The organism is Streptomyces sp. NPDC055239, assembly GCF_053606205.1.
Window position 1 is genome coordinate 289,589 of sequence record NZ_JBSGRD010000008.1, and the last position, 18,980, is coordinate 308,568.

Annotated in this window: 19 protein-coding genes; 8 read left to right on the forward strand and 11 right to left on the reverse strand. The window is 70.2% G+C overall.

Features of this window, described 5'->3' with window-relative positions; genetic code table 11:
• Positions 1-136: 136 nt before the first annotated feature.
• From ACWFRJ_RS25725 to ACWFRJ_RS25735, 3 genes are all read left to right on the forward strand, one after another.
• Positions 137-307, forward strand: a complete 171-nt coding sequence (locus tag ACWFRJ_RS25725) for a hypothetical protein (protein WP_453535367.1) — start codon at positions 137-139, stop codon at positions 305-307.
• Positions 304-972: a hypothetical protein gene (locus ACWFRJ_RS25730; protein WP_453535370.1), complete on the forward strand. Its 669-nt coding sequence runs from the start codon at positions 304-306 to the stop codon at positions 970-972. The genes ACWFRJ_RS25725 and ACWFRJ_RS25730 overlap by 4 nt, the downstream gene beginning before the upstream one ends.
• A gap of 130 nt (positions 973-1,102) precedes the next feature.
• Positions 1,103-1,840 carry an SRPBCC family protein gene (locus ACWFRJ_RS25735; RefSeq protein ID WP_453535373.1) on the forward strand — a complete coding sequence of 246 codons (738 nt, stop codon included), beginning with the start codon at positions 1,103-1,105 and terminating at the stop codon, positions 1,838-1,840.
• A 25-nt stretch (positions 1,841-1,865) separates the two neighbouring features.
• On the opposite strand, the gene ACWFRJ_RS25740 is transcribed toward ACWFRJ_RS25735, so the two are convergent.
• Entirely contained in the window at positions 1,866-3,734 is a 1,869-nt protein-coding gene (locus tag ACWFRJ_RS25740) for an endonuclease/exonuclease/phosphatase family protein (protein WP_453535376.1), read from the reverse strand.
• A gap of 286 nt (positions 3,735-4,020) precedes the next feature.
• On the opposite strand from ACWFRJ_RS25740, the gene ACWFRJ_RS25745 reads away from it, so the two are divergent.
• Positions 4,021-5,484: a hypothetical protein gene (locus tag ACWFRJ_RS25745; RefSeq protein WP_453535378.1), complete on the forward strand. Its 1,464-nt coding sequence runs from the start codon at positions 4,021-4,023 to the stop codon at positions 5,482-5,484.
• 69 nt (positions 5,485-5,553) lie between these two features.
• Here the strand turns inward: ACWFRJ_RS25745 and ACWFRJ_RS25750 are convergent, their stop codons facing one another.
• The 4 genes from ACWFRJ_RS25750 to ACWFRJ_RS25765 form a co-directional block, all read right to left on the reverse strand.
• Positions 5,554-6,000 (reverse strand): hypothetical protein, encoded by a 447-nt coding sequence (locus ACWFRJ_RS25750; RefSeq protein WP_453535381.1) that lies wholly within the window; start codon positions 5,998-6,000, stop codon positions 5,554-5,556.
• A gap of 27 nt (positions 6,001-6,027) precedes the next feature.
• A complete protein-coding gene (locus ACWFRJ_RS25755) occupies positions 6,028-7,182 on the reverse strand; it encodes a hypothetical protein (RefSeq protein WP_453535384.1) in 1,155 nt (384 codons plus the stop codon).
• Positions 7,183-7,246: 64 nt separating this feature from the next.
• Positions 7,247-7,450 carry a hypothetical protein gene (locus ACWFRJ_RS25760; RefSeq protein ID WP_453535386.1) on the reverse strand — a complete coding sequence of 68 codons (204 nt, stop codon included), beginning with the start codon at positions 7,448-7,450 and terminating at the stop codon, positions 7,247-7,249.
• Positions 7,451-7,661: 211 nt separating this feature from the next.
• Positions 7,662-8,465, reverse strand: a complete 804-nt coding sequence (locus ACWFRJ_RS25765) for an SDR family NAD(P)-dependent oxidoreductase (protein ID WP_453535389.1) — start codon at positions 8,463-8,465, stop codon at positions 7,662-7,664.
• Positions 8,466-8,638: 173 nt separating this feature from the next.
• Between ACWFRJ_RS25765 and ACWFRJ_RS25770 the strand changes: the two genes are divergently transcribed.
• The 4 genes from ACWFRJ_RS25770 to ACWFRJ_RS25785 all read left to right on the forward strand — a co-directional run bounded on the left by ACWFRJ_RS25770 (position 8,639) and on the right by ACWFRJ_RS25785 (position 12,317).
• Positions 8,639-10,087: an alkaline phosphatase PhoX gene (locus ACWFRJ_RS25770; RefSeq protein WP_453535392.1), complete on the forward strand. Its 1,449-nt coding sequence runs from the start codon at positions 8,639-8,641 to the stop codon at positions 10,085-10,087.
• A 127-nt stretch (positions 10,088-10,214) separates the two neighbouring features.
• Entirely contained in the window at positions 10,215-10,859 is a 645-nt protein-coding gene (locus ACWFRJ_RS25775; RefSeq protein WP_453535395.1) for a GntR family transcriptional regulator, read from the forward strand.
• 19 nt (positions 10,860-10,878) lie between these two features.
• Positions 10,879-11,910 (forward strand): 1-aminocyclopropane-1-carboxylate deaminase, encoded by a 1,032-nt coding sequence (locus ACWFRJ_RS25780; RefSeq protein ID WP_453535398.1) that lies wholly within the window; start codon positions 10,879-10,881, stop codon positions 11,908-11,910.
• Positions 11,911-12,089: 179 nt separating this feature from the next.
• Positions 12,090-12,317: a CarD family transcriptional regulator gene (locus tag ACWFRJ_RS25785; RefSeq protein WP_383277723.1), complete on the forward strand. Its 228-nt coding sequence runs from the start codon at positions 12,090-12,092 to the stop codon at positions 12,315-12,317.
• 144 nt (positions 12,318-12,461) lie between these two features.
• On the opposite strand, the gene ACWFRJ_RS25790 is transcribed toward ACWFRJ_RS25785, so the two are convergent.
• From ACWFRJ_RS25790 to ACWFRJ_RS25815, 6 genes are all read right to left on the reverse strand, one after another.
• Positions 12,462-13,682 (reverse strand): TerD family protein, encoded by a 1,221-nt coding sequence (locus ACWFRJ_RS25790; RefSeq protein WP_453535739.1) that lies wholly within the window; start codon positions 13,680-13,682, stop codon positions 12,462-12,464.
• 125 nt (positions 13,683-13,807) lie between these two features.
• Positions 13,808-14,797: a zinc-dependent alcohol dehydrogenase family protein gene (locus tag ACWFRJ_RS25795; RefSeq protein WP_453535403.1), complete on the reverse strand. Its 990-nt coding sequence runs from the start codon at positions 14,795-14,797 to the stop codon at positions 13,808-13,810.
• On the reverse strand, positions 14,794-15,666 hold the full coding sequence (locus ACWFRJ_RS25800) for a carbohydrate ABC transporter permease (RefSeq protein ID WP_453535406.1): 873 nt from the start codon (positions 15,664-15,666) through the stop codon (positions 14,794-14,796). Before ACWFRJ_RS25800 ends, ACWFRJ_RS25795 begins: the two co-directional genes overlap by 4 nt.
• Positions 15,663-16,616, reverse strand: a complete 954-nt coding sequence (locus ACWFRJ_RS25805) for a carbohydrate ABC transporter permease (protein ID WP_453535409.1) — start codon at positions 16,614-16,616, stop codon at positions 15,663-15,665. Before ACWFRJ_RS25805 ends, ACWFRJ_RS25800 begins: the two co-directional genes overlap by 4 nt.
• Positions 16,613-17,977, reverse strand: coding sequence for an ABC transporter substrate-binding protein (locus ACWFRJ_RS25810; protein ID WP_453535412.1), 1,365 nt, complete (start codon positions 17,975-17,977; stop codon positions 16,613-16,615). The genes ACWFRJ_RS25805 and ACWFRJ_RS25810 overlap by 4 nt, the downstream gene beginning before the upstream one ends.
• Before the next feature lie 140 nt (positions 17,978-18,117).
• Positions 18,118-18,888 carry a DeoR/GlpR family DNA-binding transcription regulator gene (locus tag ACWFRJ_RS25815; RefSeq protein ID WP_453535415.1) on the reverse strand — a complete coding sequence of 257 codons (771 nt, stop codon included), beginning with the start codon at positions 18,886-18,888 and terminating at the stop codon, positions 18,118-18,120.
• Positions 18,889-18,980: the final 92 nt, after the last annotated feature.

Below are 18,980 nucleotides of genomic sequence, written 5' to 3' on the forward strand. Positions count from 1 at the left end.
GGGCGACAGGAACGCTACGAAGTGGCCGCGAGCAGGCCGCACCCTGGTGTCAACTCGCCCCCGTATGCGCCACCATGGGGGGATCGGTAGTCGACGGATGGCCGCACGGCACCGCGGCCGGTTCACAGGAGGCGTCATGAGGCTGGGCAAAGCACTCGCCACCGGGATCGCCGAGGAAGCCCCGCGGGATCGGCCGCGGCAGGGACAGCTCGAGCGGCACGCGGAGCCGGAGCCCGAACGGGCGGTGGCGGCCGTGGAGCAGACGGCCGCCGAGCAGCCGACGCCCGAGGTCCCGGCAGTCCGATGAGGCTGCGGCTCCCCGCGGAACGCCCGAAGGAGCCGCCGACCGGATACAAGATCGCCCGCCTGGCGCTGTCCCAGGACGGAGCCAGGGCCGGGTTCACCGGCGTCTCCCTGGGCGCGGCCCTGCCCTACGGCGCGCTCGACGCGGCCCGCTGTGTCTACGGCCGACGGCACACGGCCCCGCACCGCCGCTGCGACTGCGGCTTCCACTGCGTCCACGAGCGCCGCGCGGCGGAGGCTCTCCTGTGCAGCGGCGAGCACCGAGGGGCCGCGCTCCTCGAAGTGACGGTGCTCGGCGCGTACATCCGCTTCGAGCGCGGCTTCCGGTACGCGCGGCAGCGGGTGCGCGCGGTGACGGTGCTGCCGTGCGGATGCGGCGCGCGGGCCTCGGTCCTCGCGGACGCCGGGTGGGGCAGGCCGGGGTGGCGCGTGATCGAGGGGGTGTGCGGTTTCTGCGTAGGCAGGCGCATGTCGCTGCGGCTCACGGAGTTCGCCCGCCTCGCGGGTGAGGGGCTCACGGTCACCGCGGCGCGCCCCGATTCCGTGCCGGGGTCTCCCGCCGAGGCCATGGGGGTGCCGGAGCTGGTCGCCGAGGCGGCGCTGCTGCAAGCGCGACTCGACCTGTTCCAGGGCGAGTTGGCCCGCCTTGCGGGCGAGCAGAGTAGCTGACGGAGGCTGTTCCTCCGGGGATGCTTGGAGGGCTGGCTCGAAACCGTGGAGGGCTGGCCCGAATCCGCCGTGGCTGCGCGAGAGGCACAGCGCGCAGCACAGTGCGGCGCAGCACCCCTGAGGAGTCGCCATGGCCACCGGCAAGGAGTTTGAGATCGAGCGGGAGTTCGAGGTCGACGCCTCTCCTGCCGAGGTCTGGGAGGCGCTCACCACCGGCACGGGCGGCTGGCTGTGGCCCATGGAGTACGAACCCCGCGAGGGCGGTGCCGCCCCCTTCGGCGGCACGGTCACCCACTGGGAACCACCCCACCGCCTCACCGGCCGCGTCGAGAACCCCGAAGGCCTCCCGCCGGGCCACATCCGCAATCAGCTCGACCTCGCCGTCGAGCCCCGTGACGGAGGCCGCCGCTCCTGGATCCGCTACGTACACAGCGGCGTCCTCACCGGCGACTGGGACAACCAGTACGACGGAGCCAGCAAGCACACCGACTTCTACCTGCACACCCTGTGCCAGTACCTGACGTACTTCCCGGGCCTCGCCGTCACCTTCACCGCCCTCGAAGGACCCGCCCCCTCCGCCGCCCCGGGCGCCTTCGCCAAACTGGGCCGCCGCCTGGGCCTGCCCGACGACGCGTCCGAGGGCGCCCGCGTACGCGTGGACGCCCCCGGCGAACCCCTCGACGCGATGATCGACTTCCGTAGCCGGCACTTCATAGGCCTGCGTACGGACACCGCGCTCTACCGCTTCCTCGGCCGCAACCACTTCGGTGCCTCCGTGGGCATCAGCATCCACGACTTCGCCCCGCAGGCGGACGCCAAGGGCACCGAACTGGCCTGGCGGGACTGGCTGCTCAGGCTCTACGCGTGACGTTCCACGCGCATTCGAGGGAACACTACGGCCGGAACCGCAGCACCTGCGGATCATGGTCGCTGTTCTGCTCCGCGAACTCGGCGTTGATGTGCACGCTGTCGTACGAGAAGCCGCCCTTGCCCGCGCCGCCCACCCCGGGGCTGGTCAGGATCTGGTCGAGGACCTGGGTGTTCCCCTGGTAGACGTACGAGTAACGCTCCGACCGGGGAAGGGACTTGACGGCGGACTTCAGTGCGCCCCCCGCCTCGAGGGCGGCGGTCGTCGCCGAGAACTCGAAGTCGTTCACGTCCCCCACGACCACCACGTCCGCGTTCTTCTGCACCTTGCGGACGTCCCGCACGAAGGAGTTCACCGCCTGCGCCTGCCGCACCCGCTTCTCCTCCGACGACCGCACCGGCGGCTGGTGCCGCGAGACGAGACTCTCGTCGCCGCCCTTCGACCCGAAGTGGTTGGCGACGACGATCACGGGACGCCCTCGGAAGCTGAACTCACCGGCCAGCGGCTTGCGGCTGTCCGCCCACGCGGTGTTCGTGGGGTCGACGCGACCGGGGGAGAGGGTCAGTGCCGCGCGCCCGCCGGAGGAACGTACGACGCCCGTGCCCGTCGTCGCGTCCCCGTGGCCGCGGTCCGTGAAGGAGACCCGCTCGGGGTTGAAGAGGAACACCTGGCGGATGTTGCCGCCCGGCTCCCCGCCGTCCTTGTTGTTCTGCGGGTCGATGGACCGCCACGCGTACTGGGGGCCGCCCGCGGCGACGATCGCGTCCGTGAACTTCTTCAGGGTCGCCTCCGCCGAGACGGTCCCGTCGTTCTTCGCGCCGTTGTCGTCCTGGATCTCCTCGAGGGCGAGGATGTCGGGCGAGGCGAGATTCGAGACGACGGCCCCCGCGAGCGCGTCGAACTTCGTCTGCGGGTCGGTGGGGTCGAGGTTCTCCACGTTGTACGTCGCCACAGCGAGCTCGCTCTTGGCCTGCCGCCGCGTCTTCTCGCGCTCCAGGCCCTTGTCCGTGACCTTGCCGAGCGTCCGCGCGACCAGCGTGTAGCCGCCGAACTGGTTGAAGTCCAGGGGCCCTTCGGCGCCGCCGGACAGGGAGTCGCCGACGTTCGCCTTCGGGAAGGGCTGCTCGGAGAGCGGAGCGAGCTGCTGGATCTGGAGGCGCCCGGTGTTCTGGTCGTCGTAGGACTTGTACACCGTGCCGCCGCGCCGGTTCGGGTTCTCGTGCGGCTTCACGGTGATCCACAGCTCCGCGTAGGGATCCGTGGCGCCGACCACGCGCGAGGTGCCGACGCGTACGTTCATGCCCTCCAGGGACTCGTAGAGGTCGAGGGCGTACGAGCGGGGCTTGAGGCGCAGCGCGTTGATGCTGCCGCCGTTCGCGGGGTCGCCCTCGGGCGCGTACGCGGAAGGCACCGTCTTGGCGTTCACCGTGACGGGCGCGGGCAGCGCGTTGCCGGACGACTCGACCGTCACCGTCGGCTTGGTGAGCTGGGTCAGGGACTGGTTGCCGGACGCCTCGCCGCCCGGCACGTACTCGCCGACGGTCCCGGAGACGCGGACCGCGTCACCGGCCTTCACCGTCAGAGCGGCAGAGCCGGTGTAGACGAAGATCCCCTCGCTCGTCGCGGGGTCCCCGTCGCCCTTCGGGTCCTGGATCCAGAAGCCCTTCGAGCCGTACGCGCGGACGCCGGTCACGATGCCCGTCACGTCCGTGACCTGCTGACCCGCCAGCGGCGAGAGGCGGGTGCTGCCCTGGATGTCGTGGATGCGCACATCGGCGGCGGACGCGGACGAGGAGCCCGCGGCGAGGAGACCGGCCGCGAGGGCGGTGGCCACGACGGTGGAGACGGCGGCGGATCTCACGGCGGGCCGGGTGGTACGGGATATGTACGGCATGGAGAGACTCCGGATGAGGGTGAGTACGTATATGAGGGGTGAGCACGTGTGGAGCGGGTGAGGCGGACCGGCGGGTGCCCGGCGTTCTACGCGCGTCAATCTCTTGCGTGGCCAGGGGAGTTGTCAAGGTTCGGCGGGTGTTCTCACCGTGTATGTCTTCTGACAGGGACATGAACCGGGCGGCATGGGTCCAAATCCGTCTAGGCTTCAGCCCAGCGCACCCTTCCTCGGGCTCGTGACTCAGCTCGGGCAGGGGAGACCCCATCCTTCGGAGGAGAACCAGCCGATGTCCGTAAGTCCCGCCACCCTGCCGCCGGTGCGGCTGCACTCCGAAGCGGAACTCGCGCGGGCCGCGCTCGCCACACCGCTGCTCTCCCGCGCCGCGCGGCTCGCCCGCTGGGCGGGGCCCGACACGCGGGTCGGGGCGGGCGGCGAGCTCGTCGAGGAACAGCTGCCGGCCGCCGTCGCGGAGCTGGGCCTCGAAGCGGACGACCCGGACTCCGTCGCGTACGCGAGCGAGGCCTGGCGCGTGGCCGTCGACACCGGTCTGGTCGACGTCACGGACGCCGACGAGACGGAGGGCGAGGACGCGCCGGGCACGGTGAGCGCGGGCGAGGACCTCGCCGCGCTCACGTCCGGCAGCCCGCAGGACATCCTCGGCGTCTGGCTCGGCGCCCTGGACACCGTGTACGGGGACGCGACCGTGCCCGACATGGACAACCTCCTCGACGTCCTGGAGGAGAACGGCGAGATCGACTTCGAGGAGCTCGGCTGGGACCCGCAGGCGGAGGCGGACTTCCTGGACGGCGTGCTCGGCAACCTGTACCTGCTCACCGCCGGGGACGCCGGGGCGGACGAGAGCCCCGTGCCGCTGCCCGCGCTCGCCGCGTCGATGATCGTGCCCGACGACATGGGGGAGCCGACGGACGACGTCCTGGAGCAGGTGTCGGACGCGATGATGAAGCTCGACGACCAGTTCCGGCTCTTCGAGCCGCTGGGGCTCGTCGAGTACCAGCCGGTCGACGAGGCCCTCATGGTGGACATCGACGAGGCCGAGGCGCCGCTGCCGGACGAGGACGAGGACGTCACGCGGTACGGGATGGTCCGCCTCACGCCGCTCGGTGTGTACGGCATCCGGGCGCGGATGCTGGAGGCGGGCGTGGACGCTCCCGCGGTCGGCGATCTCGCGGACAAGGGCGCCGACGCGCTGCTCGAAGGCACGGCGGGCTTCCCGCAGGCCGCCGCGCAGGCCGAGATCGAGCAGTGGCTCGCCGCCCGGCACGAACCGCTGGCCGCGGCGCGGGAGCTCCTGTCCGCCGCACGGGGCGGGGACGAGGGGGCGCCGCTGCGGCGGCTCCGGTGCCAGCAGGCGCTCTCGCTGGTGGGCAGGGCCGCGGAGCCCGCCCTGAGGGAGGTGCTCGACGACGCCGAGCTCGGTGGGCTCGCCCGGGTGTGGCTGGCCGAGCACGGGGCGGCCGACGTGCCCGCGCCCTCCGAGGCCCTTGTCTTCTGGCTGACCATCGACACGATCGCGGCCCAGCTCGCCGCCGAGGGCAACTCGGACGAGCTGCAGGGGCTCGTGGAGGGGCTCTCCGAGCAGCACAGCGGGTTCTTCGCAGCGGCCTGGCGGGTCGAGCACCCCGCCACCGCGGATGTCCTGGAGGCGATGGGGCGGCTTCACCCCGACAAGAAGGTGGCCAAGGAAGCCCGGAAGGCGGCCTTCAAGGCGCGCTCGCAGCAAGGCGTCTGACGCTCGCTCGTTCGACGCCGAGAGCCGGCCGGGGCGGACGATCCGACCCGGCCGGCTCCCCGGTTCAGCTCAGCACTTGTACAGCGTCGTGTGCTTGAACGACGACGTCGCGCCGTCGAACCCGTACGTTCCCCGGTACGCCGGAGGGTTCTGGAACTCGCCGACGATCGTGATCGTGTTGGCGCAGGAACCCTGGCCGGTGCGCTTGGCGTCCAGGCGGATGGTGTCGCCGATGAAGCCGCCCGTGATGTCCCACGGAGCGCCGCAGATGCCGGAGGTGATCTGCCCGCCCACCACCACGTGCGGGTAGGTGTTCGGGTTGAACTTGACCTCCATCGCGAAGGTGATCGCGCCGTTGTGCAGCTCCAGCTTGGAGGTGGTGGCGACCGCCTCGGCGGAGACCTCCTGGGGCGCGGCGAACGCCTCGTCGCGCGTCTTGACCTCGGCGCCCTGCGGATTGTGGAAGCGGTGCTCCCCGCGGGCCTGGCCCTTCTGCTTGCGTGCCTGAGTGGTCATGAAACCCTCCTCTCGTGGTGCGACCGGTCAGGCCAGCTGTTCGGAGACCTCGACCCGCAGCAGCGCGCGGACGTTCTCGATGTGGTTGAGCACGGTGACGGTCGAGGAACCGGCGAACAGCAGGCCGAGCGCGACGGTGTCGAGCGAGGTCACCAGGGACCCCGAGTCGCCGCCCGCCGAGATGTTCGTCGTCAGGATCTGGTCCTTGAAGCGGGCCGTGCCCGCCGTGCCGTAGTTGACGTCGATGGTCGCGTCGACGGCGATGATCCGGCCGAAGGAGATGTTGGTCGTACGGCCGGTCTTCTTCACCAGGTCGCCGACCGCGACGTTCGCCTTGCGGCGCCAGGCGCGCGGCGCACCGCTGAAGTACGTCTCACGGGTCGCGTCCTGGAACTCGACGGTGCCGAGCGCCGCGTCGACGACGTTGTTGTGCCGCTCCAGCGGGATCTGCGGCGCGAACTGGATCGTGATGAAGCGCTCCAGGGTCGCGATGCGGTCGGCCGGGTCCTGACCGCCGTCGAAGACACCCGGCTGCACGATCGGGCTGCCCAGCTGCGCCCGGTTGGAGTCGGCGAGCACGTGGTTGTTGGACAGGATGTAGAACTTCGCCGGTGTGCCGAGGCCGGGGCCCGGCGGGTCGACGGAGGCGCCGGGCAGGAAGTCGTAGACCACGCTGCCGAGCGTGCCGGCCGTCACGCGTACGTTGCCGACCGAGAATCCCGCGGGGCACGGACGCATCCGGCGCTTGAGGAGCTGCGGCTCGAACGTGCCGAGCCCGCTGAGCTCTTCCAGCATGGGCTGCGAGAGGCCCCCGAGCTGATCGCTCACGCCGCCGTCGGGGCCGTACGTCACCGAGCGCTCGTCGGGGCGGCTCATCCTGCGCTGCTGCCGCTGTGCGGCGACGTGGCCGACGGCGATGACGTCGGTGGGGGTGCCGTCGTCCATCTGGGAGGGGATGACGTCCCGCTCCGGGAGCATGGACTCCGGCAGCTTCTGGGTCACGAACACGACGACCGCGGGTTCGCCGGTGGGCTCTCCGTCGGTCCACTTCACGCCGTGGCCGAAGCCCACGACATTGGCCAGCGACGTCTGGGGGCCCAGGAAGTCCCCTTTCGCCTGCTGACGCGAGCTGTCGCTGAGCTGACCGCCGGTGGGTCCTCGCATCAATTCGGGCTGGCTCACCACGCCAGACCACCTCTTCCCCTTGATCGAAGGGTGGAGTTCCGGTTCGCTCGTGCAGATCGTCCTACTGCTGGGCCTCGCCCTGCTGCGCCATGGGCTCGCCGATGGCGAGGACGCGCACGGGGACGCCTTCGAGCACTTCCGGAACCATGTCTTCGTCCCGGAGCCGGTCACGGGGCACTTTGCGGGTGACGAACACGACGATCACGTCTGCCCCCGAGCGCTCGTCCTTGCCGATGCCGACTCCGGTGACGTTTGCCAGCTTCATCAGCCGGTCCTCATGGAGGCTGCGTGCCTGGGACGCATCCACGCGGCTCGCCTCCCCTACGGGTGATGCAGGTAGGGGATGTCTATTGCCGTGTGGGTGGCGGGTCAAGGCGTTCTGCACGAAATCTTGGCTTTACTGGTGATCCGCGCCTGTTGACCTTGTTTACGAAGTCTCTTCCCTCCTGCGGCTCATGTGCGCACATGCCTGTGGCTCATGTACGCAGATGGGAAGCGCCGTTGAGGTCCAGAACCGTGCCCGAGGCCCACTCCGCGACCGGCGAGGCAAGCCAGAGCACCGCCGCCGCGATCTCGTCCGCCGTGCCCGCGCGCCCGAACGGGCTCTGCGCGCGGATCGCCGCGCCCTCGTCCCCGCTCAGGCGGTGCGCGACCCGCTCGGTCGCGAAGAACCCGGGCGCCACCGACGCCACCGCGATCCCGTACGGCGCGAGCGACACCGCGAGGGACTGGCCGAGCGCGTGGACGGCCGCCTTGGTCGCCCCGTACGCCGGGTGGTCGGGCTCCCCGCGGAACGCCCCGCGCGATCCGATGTTCACGATCCGGCCGCCCGTGCCCTGGTCGATCATGCGACGGGCCGCCAGGTGGCTGAGGTTCGCCGTGGCGAGGAGGTTCACCGACACGTGCCGCTGCCAGAGCGCCGCCCAGTCCTCGTACGACGTGTCGGCGAGGGGATGCGGCAGGTTCACGGCGGCGTTGTTGACCAGGACGTCCAGGCCACCGAGGCCACCGGAGCCACCGAGGCCGTCCGAGCCGCCGAGCCCGGTGGCGGCCCGCTCCGCGACGTCCGCGGCGCCCGCCGGATCCGACAGGTCGCCGCCCACCAGGACATGGCCCTCGCCCTTGAGCGAGGAGAGCGTCGCACGTGCCTCGTCCGCACGTGAGCCGTAGTGCACCGCGACGCGGTCGCCATTCTCCGCGAAGGCCTGCGCGAGCGCTCTCCCCAGGCCTCGGGAGGCCCCGCTGATCAGTACACGGCGGCCGGTGGCAGGCAGATTCATGGAAGGAGGCCCCTTGATGTCGGACGGCGTTCAACCGCCGTTTATACGCGAGCGGGAACGTGACGCCGACAGCAGCCCGGCCCGAAGCCCGACCGGCAGCCCGGCCCGGAAATGCCCAGCACGTACACAGTCAGCCAGCCCGTAGCCCGCTCGTACGCGCCCCAGGAGACATCATGCCGCTCACCCGCAGGGACTTCACCAGACGCTCCGCGATCACCGGAGCGGGGGTCGCGCTGGCCGGCAGCGTCGGCGCGCTCGCCACCGCGCCGGGCGCGCTCGCGGCCGATGAGACGACGGCGGACGGCATTGACGGGGCCGAAGCGCTCGGCGGCGCCCCCGGCTACGGCCCCCTCGTCCCCGACCCGGAGGGCCTGCTCGCGCTGCCCGCCGGATTCTCGTACCGCGTGCTCACCCACAGCGGAAAGACGAAGCTGGAGAGCGGCGAGTTCACGCCGTCCAACCACGACGGCACGGCCACCTTCGAGGGGCCGCGCGGCGCGACCCTGCTCGTCAACAACCACGAGCTGAGCGGCGCCCGCTCCAAGTGGCCGCACCCGGTCCCGCTCACCGAAGGACTCGTCTACGATCCTGCTGCCTCCGGCGGCTGCACCGTCGTGGAGGTCCGCCGCGACGGACACGTCGCCGAGTGGGTCGGCATCGCGGGCACCGCCACCAACTGCGCGGGCGGCAGCACCCCGTGGAGCACCTGGCTGACCTGCGAGGAGACCGAGGACCGGGTCGGCCAGAACGGCATGACCAAGGACCACGGCTACGTCTTCGAGGTCGACCCGCACGACCGGCGTGCCAACCGCGCCCCCAAGCCCATCAAGGCGCTCGGCCGCTACGCCCACGAAGCCGTTGTCGTCGACCCCAAGCGCGGCCACCTCTACCTCACCGAGGACGCGTCGGGGCCCAACGGCCTGCTCTACCGCTGGACCCCGCCGCACGGCTTCAAGCACGGTCGCGGCAAGCTGCGCACCCTCGCCGACGACGCGGGCGTCCTGAAGGCGCCCAAGTGCTACGACTCCGGCGGCCGTTTCGTGGACGACCTCTCCCGCGCCACCAAGATCGGCACCGTCTACGGCGTGGACTGGGTCGAGGTCCCGGACCGCGACGCCCGTACGGTCTCGGTGCGCAAGCAGTTCGGCGACGGTGACATCACCCGCGCCCGCAAGCTCGAAGGCATGTGGTGGGGTGACGGCGGCGTCTACATCGTCGCCTCGTTCGCCCGCGACGAGAGCCCCGTCCAGCACGACGGGCAGGTGTGGTTCTACCACCCCTCGCGCCGCACCCTCACCCTGAAGGTGCTCCTGGGCGTCAACCCGGACCCCACCAAGGACGGCGCCTTCGACGGCCCCGACAACATCACCGTCTCCCCGTACGGCGGCCTCGTCATAGCCGAGGACGGCGAAGGCATCCAGTACCTCTTCGGGGCGACCGAGCGCGGCCGTACGTACCCGATCGCGCGCAACGAACTCAACGCGGGCACGCCCGAGGATCCCTCCTACAGCGAGTTCACCGGCGTCACGTTCTCGCCCGACGGCAAGACGCTCTACGCCAACATCCAGACCCCCGGCATCATGCTGGCGATCACCGGCCCCTGGCGGCGCCAGCGCCACTGATGTCCGTGCGAAGGGCGCGCGGAGGGGCAGGGTCCGCCGTGTATGCCTCCCCGCGCCCCTTCCCGCCGTTTTCCGTTCGCTCAAGCCCCTTGCCCACGGCGGAAATTGGTATCTAACATTTCAGTGCATGGGAGCCATGCAACCCGTGCGCCGCACCCTCCTGCGGGACCAGGCGTACGCATCGATCCGTGACGCGATCGTCGGCGGGGACATCCCGCCGGGCAGCATCGTGCGGGACGCCGACCTCGCCGCGTCGCTCGGCCTTTCCCGCGCGCCCGTCCGCGAGGCGTTCTCGCGCCTCGTCGACGAGGGCCTCCTGGAGACCAAACCGCAGAGCCACACCCGTGTGACGCCGCTCGACGCCGCCGACGTCAGGGACGCGGCGGCCGTGGTGCGCGCCATGCACGAGCTCACCGCCCGCAGCGCGGTGCCCCGCCTCGAGCCCGCGCACCTCTACGCGATGCGCGAGGCCAACCGCCGGTTCGCGGCGGCCGTCGCGTCCGGCGACGTGGAGGGTGCCCTGCGGGCCGACGACGACCTGCACGGCGTCCTCGTCGCCGCCTGCGGCAACAGCGCGGCAGCGGCCACCATCAGCCGCTACACCCCCCTCATCCGCCGCCTGGAGAGACAGCGCTTCGGCGAGGGCCTGACCTGCGGCTCCGCCGCACTGCACGAGCGGCTCATCGACGCGTGCGCGGACGGCGACCCGGACGCGGCGGCGGCCGTCACCACCGAGATCTGGCGCGCCCTGGAAGAACTCGCACACCCCTGAACCGCCCGGGAGGCCCCCCGTGACCACACAGTCCACGCCCCTCGACTCCTACGCCCGCTACCCCCTCCTCTTCGGCCCCTCGCCCGTCCACCCCCTGGACCGCCTCACCCATCACCTGGGCGGTGCCGCGCTCTGGGCCAAGCGGGAGGACTGCAACTCCGGCATCGCGTACGGCGGCAACAAGACGCGGAAGCTGGAGTTCCTGGTCGCCGACGCGCTCGCCCAGGGCTGCGACACCCTCGTGTCGATCGGCGGCGTCCAGTCCAACCACACCCGCCAGGTCGCGGCCGTCGCCGCCCGCGCCGGGCTCAAGTGCGTCCTTGTCCAGGAAAGTTGGGTCGACTGGCCCGACTCCGTCTACGACAAGGTCGGCAACATCCTGATCAGCAGGCTCGCGGGCGCCGACGTACGCCTCGTACGCGCCGGATTCGGCATCGGCATCAAGGACAGCTGGGAGCAGGCGGTGCGCGAGGTCGAGGAGGCGGGCGGCACGCCGTACGCCATCCCGGCGGGCGCCTCCGAGCACCGGCTCGGCGGTCTGGGCTTCGCGCGCTGGGCGTACGAAGTGGCCGAGCAGGAGGAAGAGTTGGGGGTCTTCTTCGACACCGTCGTGGTCTGCTCGGTGACCGGGTCGACGCAGGCGGGGATGGTCGCCGGGTTCGCCGCGCTCGCGGAGGAGGGCGCCCGTCCCCGCCGGGTTCTGGGCATAGACGCCTCCGCCGACCCCGACCGTACCCGCGAGCAGATAGCCCGGATCACGCGCGGGACGGCGGAACTCATCGGCGTACAGGCAGAAGTGAAGGATTCCGAGATCGAGCTGGACGCGCGCTATCACGCGGGCACCTACGGGCTCCCCGACGAGGCGACCCTCGACGCGATGCGGCTCGCGGCCCGCACGGAGGGCATGCTGACCGACCCGGTCTACGAGGGGAAGTCGATGGCCGGGATGATCGACCTGGTCGACAGGGGAGAGATCGCACGCGACGCGACCGTCCTGTACGCCCACCTCGGCGGGCAGCCCGCCCTGAACGCCTACAGCGCCTTGTTCTGATTCTCCTGGCGGCGGGGAGCTGACGGAGGCCCCTGGGGCACACATGTGCGCGCGGTGCCACGGAGCAACTACGTACCGCTACGAGGAAACCGGGATTGTGTGTCGGTTTGATGCCGATGTGAGGACCGTGTGAGCTCGGAGCATGGTGCGCCGGGGTCCGGAGGGCGCATACTCAGAACATGACGAGGCCCCCCGGTACCCGACGCCACCTGCCGAACAGTCCTTTCAACGTTCCGCCGCCCCCCGCACCGCCCATCGAGCAGTTCGCCGTGGGCGACCGGGTGTCACACGACCAATACGGACTCGGACGGATCGTCGGAGTCGAAGGCGAAGAAGCAGTGGTCATCGACTTCGCAGGCCGCCAGGGAAGGTTCCTGAGCCCTTACGCGAAGCTGGCCAAGCTCTGACCTGACGCAGGCCTCCGGGCGCGTCCACACGCACGACAAAGGGCGGTCGGCGGGAAGGTTCATCCCCTTCCCGCCGACCGCCCCTGCATGTCGCCCAGCGCCGCCGCGCGGGCCCGTAGGCACTCGCGCGGCGGTCGCTGCGGGCTACAGCGCCTGCGCTGCGGGCTTCACCATTCCGCGCACGGTCCGTGACTTAACGAAGTCGCCGATGGCGGTCATTTCCCACTCGCCGCTGAACTGCTTGATCATCTTGGCCATCATCACGCCCGTCTGCGCCTCGGCGTTCGTGAGGTCGAAGCGGACGAGCTCCTCGCCCGTCGCCGCGTCGAGCAGGCGGCAGTACGCCTTGGCGACCTGCGTGAACTTCTGGCCCGAGAACGAGTTCACCGTGAAGACGAGACCCGTCACGTCCTGCGGCAGACGCCCCAGGTCCACGACGATCACCTCGTCGTCCCCGCCGCCCTCACCCGTGAGGTTGTCGCCGGAGTGCTTGATCGCGCCGTTCACGATCGACAGCTTGCCGAAGTAGCAGCTGTCCACGTGGTTGCGCTGCGGGCCGTACGCGATGACGGAGGCGTCCAGGTCGATGTCCTTGCCGCCGTACGCGGGCTCCCAGCCGAGGCCCATCTTGACCTGCGAGAGCAGCGGCTTGCCGCCCTTGACCAGGGACACGGTCTGGTTCTTCTGGAGGCTGACCCGGCCCTTGTCCAGGTTGATCTTCCCGGCACCGGGCGCGGGGGCCGCGGGCGCCGGAGGAGCGGCGGGGGCCGCCGGCGCCGCGAGGCGGGGGTCGGCGACCGGCGGGGGCGGGCCCTGGACCGGGGAGCCGGTCGGGGGCGCCATCGGGGCGGCGGGGGCGGCCGGGGCCGCGGGCTCCTCGACCGAGACGCCGAAGTCCGTGGCGATGCCTGCCAGGCCGTTCGAGTACCCCTGACCGACGGCGCGCGCCTTCCACGCGCCGTTGCGCAGATAGACCTCGACGATCACCAGGGCCGTCTCGCCGCCGAGCTGCGGGGGCGTGAACGTGGCAAGCACGGAACCGTCGTCCGCGTTGCGGATGGTGGCGGTGGGCTCGACGCCCTGGAAGGTCTGTCCCGCCGCGTCCGGGCTCGCGGTGACGACGATCTTCTCGATGCCTGCGGGCACGGCGCTGGTGTCCACCGTGATCTTGTCGGGGGTCGTGCCGCCACCCGACTGGTAGGTCACGCCGGGGCCTGCCGGCTGGTTGAAGAAGATGAAGTCGTCGTCGGAGCGCACCTTGCCGTCGGCGGTGAGCAGCAGGCCCGATACGTCGAGCCGCACCGGTGCGGCGACGTCCACCGCTACGCGAGAGGCGGTGAGAGGGATGTTCGAGCCGGGTGTCATAGCGGTCATGTCCGGGGTAACGAACGTCCCGGCTTTGCCGTTCCCTTACCTACACAGATTTCTTTCCCGCGTGCCCCGAACGCCGGACGGGCTGCGATTTTGCCCGTCCGGCGTCTGTGGCCGCTCTACGGCACCACCACGATCTTCCGGCCCACTCCCGACGCGAACCGGTCGAGCGCGTCGGGGTAGGAGTCCAGCGGCATCCGGTCGCTGATGAACACATCCGGATCGAGGACGCCCGCGGCGAACAGCTCCGCCGCCCGCTCATAGCTGTGCAGGACCGCCATCGACCCGGTGATGGTGATCTCCTGGTTGTAGATCTTGTACGGGTCGATGCTGACCCGTGTCGCGTAGTCGGCCACCCCGAACTGCAGGAACGTACCCGCTTTGGCGACCCGGCCGAGGCCGTCCTGGATCGCCGCCGCGTTGCCCGTGGCGTCGACGACGATGTCCCACCCCTGCGGCCGCTCCAACTCGTCCGCACCGGCGGCCGACCCCGAGACGCCCAACTGCCGGGCCGTGGCCAGGCGGTCCGCGTTGAGGTCCACGATGTCCACGCTCGCCGCGCCCGTCCGCTTGGCGAGCTCCAGCATCATCAGGCCCATCGTCCCGGAGCCGTAGATCAGGACGTGCGCGCCGAGCTGGGCGCGCAGGACGTCGTAGCCGCGCACCGCGCAGGACAGCGGCTCGATGAGGGCCGCGTCCTGGGTGCGTACGTTCTCGGGGAGCCGCACGCAGTTGGCGACGGGCGCGACGGCGTACTGGGCCGCGCCGCCCGCCGTGGTGACGCCGATCGCGTTCCAGCGCTCGCAGAGGTTGTTGTGGCCGGTACGGCAGTAGCGGCACTCGTAACAGTAGAGGGAGGGGTCGACGCCGACCCGGTCGCCGACAGCGAGCTCCGTGACGTCGCGGCCGAGGCCCACCACCTCCCCGGCGAACTCGTGCCCCGGGACCACCGGCAGCGTGGGTGCGAACTCGCCCTGAAGGATGTGCAGGTCGGTTCCGCACAGACCGCAGGCGGCGACCTCGACGACGACGTCGCGCGGCCCCGGGGTGGGGTCGGGCACCTCGCCGACGACGGCTTTGCCAACGGACTCGATGATGGCGGCCTTCACTTGACTGCTCCCAACGACAGGCCCTGGACCAGCTTGTCCTGGGCGGCGAACCCTGCGGCGAGCACCGGCAGGGAGACTACGAGGGACGCGGCGCACACCTTCGCCAGGAACAGGCCCTGGCTGGTGATGAAGCCGGTCAGGAACACGGGTGCGGTCTGGGCGACGACGCCCGTGAGCACCCGTGCGAAGAGGAGTTCGTTCCAGCTGAAGATGAAGCAGATCAGGGACGTCGCCGCGATCCCGGGCAGCGCGATGGGGGCCACCACGCGCGTGAGGATGGTGGGCAGGCGAGCCCCGTCGATCTGCGCGGCCTCGATGATCGCGACCGGCACCTCGGCGAGGAAGGACTGCATCATCCACACCGCGATCGGCAGGTTCATCGACGTGTAGAGGATGACGAGCAGCCAGATGTTGTCGAGCATCTCGGTGTTCTTGGCGAAGAGATAGATCGGCAGGAGGCCCGCCACGATCGGCAGCATCTTCGTCGAAAGGAAGAAGAACAGGACGTCCGTCCACTTCTTCACCGGCCTGATGGAGAGCGCGTACGCGGCGGGCAGCGCGAGGACGAGCACGAACAGGGTCGAGGCGACCGACGCCACCGTCGAGTTGATGAGCGAGGGCCAGGGGCTCGCGCCGCCGCCCGTGCCGAAGAAGTCGCGGTAGCCGTCCAGGGTGAGCGAGGCGGCGAGCGAGGGCGGATTGGTCGCCGCGTCCGACTCCGAGTGGAAGGACGTCAGCGTCATCCAGGCGATGGGCAGGAAGAACAGGATTCCGGCCAGCCAGGCGGCGAGACCGAGTCCTGCGGAGCCCCGGATGCGGAAGCGGCTCCCGGGCTGCTGTGTACGTACACGCGTCACGTCGGTGCTCATGCGCGGGACGCCTCCTCACGGAACAGGGACGAGACGACCCGCAGCGCGAAGGTCGCGATGATGATGGAACCGATGACGACGAGGACACCGGCGGCGGACGCGAGGCCGTTCTCGTGGGCCTGGTAGAAGCTCTGGTAGACGGTGTAGGGCAGGTTGGCTGTGCCGAGACCGCCCGAGGTGATCGTGAAGACGGCGTCGAAGTTCTGCACGATGTAGATCGAGCCGAGCAGCGAGCCGAGCTCCAGATAGCGGCGCAGATGCGGCAGCGTCAGATAGCGGAACACCTGCCAGTTGCCCGCGCCGTCCATGCGGGCCGCCTCGATGAGCTCGCTGTCGCGGCTCTGCAGTCCCGCGAGCAGGATCAGCATCATGAAGGGCGTCCACTGCCAGATCAGGGAGGCCTCGATGGCGATCAGCGGGGTGTTGGAGACCCAGTCGGGCTGGGCCGCGCCGTCACCGCCTATCCAGTTGAGCAGGCCGTTGAAGAGGCCGTACTCGGGGTTGTAGAGCACGTGCTTCCACAGCAGCGCCGCGGCCACCGGCACGAGCAGGAACGGCGCGATGAGCAACGTACGCACGAATCCGCGGCCCCGGAACTTCCGGTCGAGGAGCAGGGCGAGGCCGAGGCCGATGACGAGGCTGGCTATCACGACGGTGGCCGTGAGCACGATGGTCGTCAGGACGGACTTGCGCAGGTCCGGGTCGGTGAGGACCTCGGAGTAGTTGCCGAATCCGGTGAAGCTGCGGGCGTCGGGGTAGAGGGCGTTCCAGTCGAAGAAGGAGATCACCAGCGTGGCCACGAACGGCAGCTGGGTCACGACGACCATGAAGATCAGGGCGGGCAGGAGCGGGGCCCTGGTGGCCCAGGCGCGCAGTCTTCCCGGCGCCTTGGGTCCTGGGGTGCGCGCGGTCTTGGGCGCGACATCGGTGGTACTCGCGGTGGCGGTCATCGTCCCTCGTACTCCTCGGCGATCTTCTCGGCGAGCTTCTGTGACTTCTTGAGGGCCGAATCGACGGACTGGCGCCCGGCGATGGCCGCGCTGATCTCCTGGGAGACCTTCGTGCCGAGGTCGGTGAACTCGGGGATGCCGACGAACTGGATGCCGGGCGCGGGACGCGGCTGCACGCCCGGGTCGGTCGGCCGCGCGCCTTCGATGGCGTCATGGGTGACGTCCTGGAACGCGGCGGCTTCCTTGCGGTACTCGGGGATCTCGTACGTCGACGCGCGCTTGCCCGCCGGGACGTTGGACCAGCCGATCTTCTCGCCGACCAGCTGCTCGTACTCCTTGCTGGACGCCCAGGAGACGAACTTCCACGCCTTGTCCGGGTTGCGCGAGGCCTTCTGCAGGCCCCATGCCCAGGTGTAGAGCCAGCCGGAGCTCTTGGTCTTCTCCACGGGCGCCGGTACGTAGCCGATCTTGCCCTTGACCGGGGACTTGGCGGCCTCCAGCGAACCGGCGGCGGCCGTGGCGTCGTACCACATGGCGGTCTTGCCCTGGGTGAGGTTGTTCAGGCACTCGGCATAGCCGGACTGAGCGGCTCCGGACTCGCCGTGCTTGCGGACGAGGTCCACGTAGAACTGCGTCGCCTTCTTGAACTCGGGGGAGTCGAGGCGGGCCGTCCAGTCCTTGTCGAACCAGGTCCCTCCGAAGGTGTTCACCACGCTCGTCAGGGGCGCGATCAACTCGCCCCAGCCGGGGAGCCCGCGCAGACAGATGCCCTTCATGCCGGACTCGGCGCCGTCCACGTCGGCCGAGAGCTTCGCCACCTGCTGCCAGGTGGGGTTCTTCGGCATGGTGAGCCCGGCCTTCTTGAACACGTCCTTCCGGTACATCAGGAAGGACGACTCTCCGTAGAAGGGCTGTCCGTAGAGCTTGCCGTCGTCGCCGGTGAGGGACTGGCGCATGGACGGCAGTACGTCCTTCTCGTCGTACGCCTTGTCCTTCTTGGTGTACGAGCCCAGTTCGTGCAGCCAGTCGTTCTTGGCGTAGATCGGGATCTCGTAGTTGGAGAGCGTGGCGACGTCGTACTGCCCCGCCTGGTTGGCGAAGTCCTGACTGATCTTGTCGCGGACGTCGTTCTCGGGCAGGACGGTGAAGTTCACCTTGATGCCCGTTTCCTTGGTGAAGTGGGCGGCGGTGAGCTTCTGCAGTTCGACCATCTGCGGGTTGTTCACCATCAGTACGTTGATGGAGTCGCCGGAACCGGTCCCGCCCGCCCCGGCCCAGCAGCCGGAGAGCAGCGGGGCAAGCAGCGTCCCTGCGGCTGCCGCGGCAAGTGCGCGCGACCTCCGTCGGCTCTGGGTTCGCATGAATGCTCCTGGACGTATGGGGACTTATGGGATGTGTGGGGGTGCGTCTGGGTAAATATGGGCGTGCGGAATCACGAGAGGTGGGCGGGGGAGTGGGAGGAAGGGGAAATTGAGGGAGGCGAGCGGGTGGGGTGGTGGTGTCAGACGCGGATTACCTGGGGGCCCTGGAGCGAGTAGCGGTGCGCCTCGGACGCGGGCAACTGCGTGCTCGTGACGATCGACTCCAACTCGCCGACGTGCGCGAACCTGCAGAAGCTCGTCGCTCCGAACTTGGTGTGCACGCCCGTGAACACGGTGCGCCGTGACGCGCGGATGGCCTGCGTCTTCACCTCGCTGACCGCCGGGTCGGGCGTGGTCAGGCCGTGTTCGCGGGAGATGCCGTTGGCCCCGATGTACGCGAGGTCGATCACGAATCCGGCCAGCATGCGCGTCGTCCAGTGGTCGACGGTCGCGAGGGTGCCCGGACGGACACGGCCGCCGAGGAGGAGGACGGACATGTTGTCGGCCTCTGCGAGGACGCCCGCGGTGGCCAGGGACGCGGTGACGACGGTCAGGGGGCGGCCCTTGGCCGCTTCGGGGAGAGCCTCGGCGATGAGCTGCGGGGTGAAGCCCTCGTCGACGAAGACCGTTTCGGCGTCGCCGAGGAGGTCGGCGGCCGCGGTGGCGATCCGCCTCTTCTCGGGGACGTGCATGGTGGTGCGGAACGCGAGGGTCGTCTCGAAGCCCGCGCTCTCCACGGGATAGGCGCCGCCGTGGGTGCGGCGGACCAGGCCGTGGTCCTCCAGGGCACGCAGGTCACGGCGGACGGTCTCTTTGGCGACACCCAGTTTGGTGGCGAGTGCGGTGACGTCCACGGAGCCGGAGTTCCGTGCTGCCTTGACGATCTCCCGCTGGCGCTCTTCCGCGGTCATGGGTGCCGCCGCCTTTCCTCGCTGTGCCCGTTCGGGCCCTGTGGGGAAGTTCTACAGCGGGGGACGGTGTGTGAACAGGCTCGGAGTGGAGA

Coding starts and splice junctions, on each gene's coding strand:
- ACWFRJ_RS25725 (WP_453535367.1), top strand. CDS start 137: ATGAGGCTGGGCAAAGCACTCGCCACCGGGATCGCCGAGGAAGCCCCG.
- ACWFRJ_RS25730 (WP_453535370.1), top strand. CDS start 304: ATGAGGCTGCGGCTCCCCGCGGAACGCCCGAAGGAGCCGCCGACCGGA.
- ACWFRJ_RS25735 (WP_453535373.1), top strand. CDS start 1,103: ATGGCCACCGGCAAGGAGTTTGAGATCGAGCGGGAGTTCGAGGTCGAC.
- ACWFRJ_RS25740 (WP_453535376.1), bottom strand. CDS start 3,734: ATGCCGTACATATCCCGTACCACCCGGCCCGCCGTGAGATCCGCCGCC.
- ACWFRJ_RS25745 (WP_453535378.1), top strand. CDS start 4,021: ATGTCCGTAAGTCCCGCCACCCTGCCGCCGGTGCGGCTGCACTCCGAA.
- ACWFRJ_RS25750 (WP_453535381.1), bottom strand. CDS start 6,000: ATGACCACTCAGGCACGCAAGCAGAAGGGCCAGGCCCGCGGGGAGCAC.
- ACWFRJ_RS25760 (WP_453535386.1), bottom strand. CDS start 7,450: ATGAAGCTGGCAAACGTCACCGGAGTCGGCATCGGCAAGGACGAGCGC.
- ACWFRJ_RS25765 (WP_453535389.1), bottom strand. CDS start 8,465: ATGAATCTGCCTGCCACCGGCCGCCGTGTACTGATCAGCGGGGCCTCC.
- ACWFRJ_RS25770 (WP_453535392.1), top strand. CDS start 8,639: ATGCCGCTCACCCGCAGGGACTTCACCAGACGCTCCGCGATCACCGGA.
- ACWFRJ_RS25775 (WP_453535395.1), top strand. CDS start 10,215: ATGGGAGCCATGCAACCCGTGCGCCGCACCCTCCTGCGGGACCAGGCG.
- ACWFRJ_RS25785 (WP_383277723.1), top strand. CDS start 12,090: ATGACGAGGCCCCCCGGTACCCGACGCCACCTGCCGAACAGTCCTTTC.
- ACWFRJ_RS25790 (WP_453535739.1), bottom strand. CDS start 13,682: ATGACACCCGGCTCGAACATCCCTCTCACCGCCTCTCGCGTAGCGGTG.
- ACWFRJ_RS25800 (WP_453535406.1), bottom strand. CDS start 15,666: ATGAGCACCGACGTGACGCGTGTACGTACACAGCAGCCCGGGAGCCGC.
- ACWFRJ_RS25805 (WP_453535409.1), bottom strand. CDS start 16,616: ATGACCGCCACCGCGAGTACCACCGATGTCGCGCCCAAGACCGCGCGC.
- ACWFRJ_RS25810 (WP_453535412.1), bottom strand. CDS start 17,977: ATGCGAACCCAGAGCCGACGGAGGTCGCGCGCACTTGCCGCGGCAGCC.
- ACWFRJ_RS25815 (WP_453535415.1), bottom strand. CDS start 18,888: ATGACCGCGGAAGAGCGCCAGCGGGAGATCGTCAAGGCAGCACGGAAC.